At 40.5% G+C, this 3,359-nt stretch carries 2 protein-coding genes; both read right to left on the reverse strand.

Going from position 1 to position 3,359, the window contains the following annotated elements; genetic code table 11:
* Positions 1-54: 54 nt before the first annotated feature.
* Complete coding sequence (locus AB5627_RS14150) at positions 55-834, reverse strand: hypothetical protein (RefSeq protein WP_337400626.1); 780 nt, start codon at positions 832-834, stop codon at positions 55-57.
* A 1-nt stretch (position 835) separates the two neighbouring features.
* Positions 836-3,205, reverse strand: coding sequence for a type I restriction endonuclease subunit R (locus tag AB5627_RS14155; protein ID WP_022126699.1), 2,370 nt, complete (start codon positions 3,203-3,205; stop codon positions 836-838).
* Positions 3,206-3,359 lie beyond the last annotated feature (154 nt).

The following is a 3,359-nucleotide window of genomic DNA, read 5'->3' on the forward strand; positions in this document are numbered from 1 at the left end:
AAAAAAACAGGAGCCAAGAATGAATCTTGACTCCATACGGCTCACATTATGTTATTATTCATTAGTTGAAATTTCAAAGCCGCCGCTCAGGATGAACTCTCTTAAAAGTTTATCCAGCTTTGAGCGAACCTTTCGCTTGGGGATTTCGGTTTTCTCTGCTTTCTCGAAATATTCTTTTGCCACATCAATATTAACCTGCTCAACAAGCTTATCATATCTACCGAAAGCATTTATATCCTCTTCCGTAACGTGCAATGACATGAACTTCTTCAAAGCAGTTTCGTTAATGCCCAGGTTTCTTGCAAAATTACAGAACTGGTCACTTTTTGCTCTTGACTGATATTCGGTGATGTAATCAAGAATTGTTTTGTCATCATCAATAACAAGCTCAGCATTCTGAATATCCTTCAAAAGAATGTTGGCATACTTCTGCTGATCTTGCGATAGGTTGGCAAATGATTTATGCAGCTCGTTTAACATGACATTTCGTGTTTGTTCATCAGTGCCGTCACCCATCATCTTGATATACTTTCTGAAACGGGAATTCATATATTCGGCATCAATTTTATCCGTAGAAAGCGACATCAGATAAGGTTCAATATCATACGGCTCATCGTCGGAACCGCCCGATCCACCCGTGCGCAGCTCTTTGTAACGCCTCAGAAGAATGTTATAAATGTTCTCATCAAATAAAAGCGTTACAATGTCCTTGTTTCCGTTATCGTCTTCAAATTCATAGTCACGTTTCTCCCAAACAAAGCCCTGAACCCTTGCCGATTCAAGGAATTTGTTGAGCTCCTTAAACAGTTTTGAAAACTTTCTTTTCTCCGTCACATCATCGGGAAGTCTTGAAAAAATCAGGGATTCCTGCAATCTTGAATATATCATTGATATCCGAAAAAGCAGCATTCATATTTTCAAGATTTTGTATGAGCTTTGCTACGAAAATGCCGTAAGGCTTTTGTCCCGAATATTGCTCGAAAGCATATTCTATAATATTTTTCATAGTGTATGGTCTGCGATAGTAACGAATGATTCCATGGGGCTTATCATCATTGAACACACGGTTTGTTCTCGAAAATGCCTGAATAATCATTTCGATATTTGACCACTTATAAAACTTATCCATATACAACGTGTTAAGCCACTTGGAATCGTAACCCGTAAGCATCTGATCTACAACAATGAGAATGTCAAGACACTTAGACGGCTCATTTTCTACAGCGGTATAGGGTGTTTTATGTGCCAATCTTGCACACACGTCACGCTTAAATGAGGCGTATCCCGAGATATTAAAGCACGTACCGAATAGACTGTTATAGTCTTCGAGCATCTGGGCTATACCATCAATTTTTTCGATAGAGCTTTCGTTGTTTCCATCGCTGGGATCAAAAACGGCAGTTGTTTTCAAACCGCAGTCACGCTGGGCAAACAATTTGTAATACTTGATTGCCTCGGGGATGCTGCTTGTTGCGAGTATTGCATGAAACTTTCCGTTGTGGCTCTGGCTCACCCAATTATCTAGAATATCATCAATTACTGCTTTTCTGTGTTCATCACGGTTATACTGTGCATCTGTAAGACATCCCTCGATACTTTCTAGCGAATCGCCGTCATCATCAAGCTGTTCTCCCATAGGTACGTCATACATCCAATGCATATAAATTTTTTTCTTGCTGTCATTGGCAAAGACTTCGGTTTCATCCTGTGCTTTTGCCTTTTCAAGTGCAACCGCTTTTCGCAGGTCTTTGTCTTTATATGTAGGCTGAGGAACGCTGTCAAATCCGAGGACATTGCCGTCACGCATACCGTCGGCAACCGTATACCTTGTGCCCTCAAGTTCATCGCCGAATACATCAGCTGTGGTGGAATCCTTTTTCTTGTTGATTTCAAGAATCGGAGTGCCCGAAAAACCTATGAAAATCGCGCGTGGGAATGTGTATTTTATAGATGAAAGCATACGGCCGAATACACTTCTGTGGCACTCGTCAACGATGAAAACAATACGCTTGTTATTAATTTTTTCAATATCATCATTGTTTATTCCGTCTTCTGCCTTGATACGGCTCATTTTCTGAATAGAGGTTACAATCAGAGTGTCGCCTACATTATCACTTTTCAGCTTGGAAATCAGCACTTCAGTATTTTCAGTTGACTGAACGTCATCTGTTTCATCGGCAAAACCTCTGTATTCACGCAGCGACTGCATTCCAAGTTCAATTCTGTCCATAAGGAAAACTACCTTGTCGGCATCCTTGGAATTTGCAATAAGCTGTGCGGATTTGAAACTTGTCATGGTCTTACCCGAACCGGTTGTGTGCCATACATAACCGCCGTAAATGCTTTTATCGTCCCACTTCATCTCACTGACACGACGGGAAATCTTACTTGCAGCATAATACTGATAGCTTCTCATAACTTTAAGTGTGTTGTCGGTCTGATCTGCAACCGTATAGAAACCTATCATCTCGTGCGCCATAGGAATTGACAAAAGCCGCTCGGCAATCATATTCCAATCATTAATCGGATTGTTATATTTATCTGCCCAATGAAAGCAGAAAGTTTTTCTGAACTTATCATCACTTCCTGGGTTGGCAAAATAGGTACATTCTTCGGGATTCATTGCAACAAACACCTGCACAAGTGAAAACAGCCCCGTAAACACACCTTCGTAGAGATATTTACGAATCTGATACTGTGCTTCACTGACAGGTACGTTGCTTTTTTTCAGTTCAACGTGAATGACAGGCATTCCGTTAATCAGCAGACAGAAATCGCCGCGGCGATTGGGATAAATGCTGTTCTTCGCCTTGAATTTCGGCTGCTGTGCAATCTGATAACGAGTTCTGCCTGCGGCTATTTCATTGCGGTCAAAGATTTTGAGCGATATCGTCTTCTTGAAATTGTGCGTGTCATTTTCGTTGTCACGGATAATCTGCACAGTTCCGCCATTAATAAATCCGTTTAGATTCAAAGGCGTGCGAAGCTTGGCTATCTGCCCCATAATCTGTGCCATTTCACCATCTGTCATCGGGAAATCGCCCAAACGGTCAATATCTCTGTTGTTTTCAAAGATGATTTTTGCCCAGTTATCAAGCAAATCTTTTTCGGTAGGATATTTTATTACGCCGTCTTTCCAGCCCTTTTCTTCCACAAGACATTTTATCAAGGCACTTTCAAACGCTGTCTCACTGTCAAATCCCATTAGTAGTCACTCCCTTATGCAGCATAATTACTGCTTTTCTTTTTTATTTTCTATCATGCGATCAATATTGTCGTATGCATCTTCAATTTAATCGATTTTCCTTACACAAACATCTTTTCAAGGCAAGATTTTTTGATATTTTTAAGTTTTTCAA

The organism is Ruminococcus sp. RTP21198st1_G1_RTP21198_201120 (assembly GCF_040924265.1).
Classification (GTDB): Bacteria; Bacillota; Clostridia; order Oscillospirales; family Ruminococcaceae; genus Hominimerdicola; species Hominimerdicola aceti.

Coding starts and splice junctions, on each gene's coding strand:
- AB5627_RS14155 (WP_022126699.1), bottom strand. CDS start 3,205: ATGGGATTTGACAGTGAGACAGCGTTTGAAAGTGCCTTGATAAAATGT.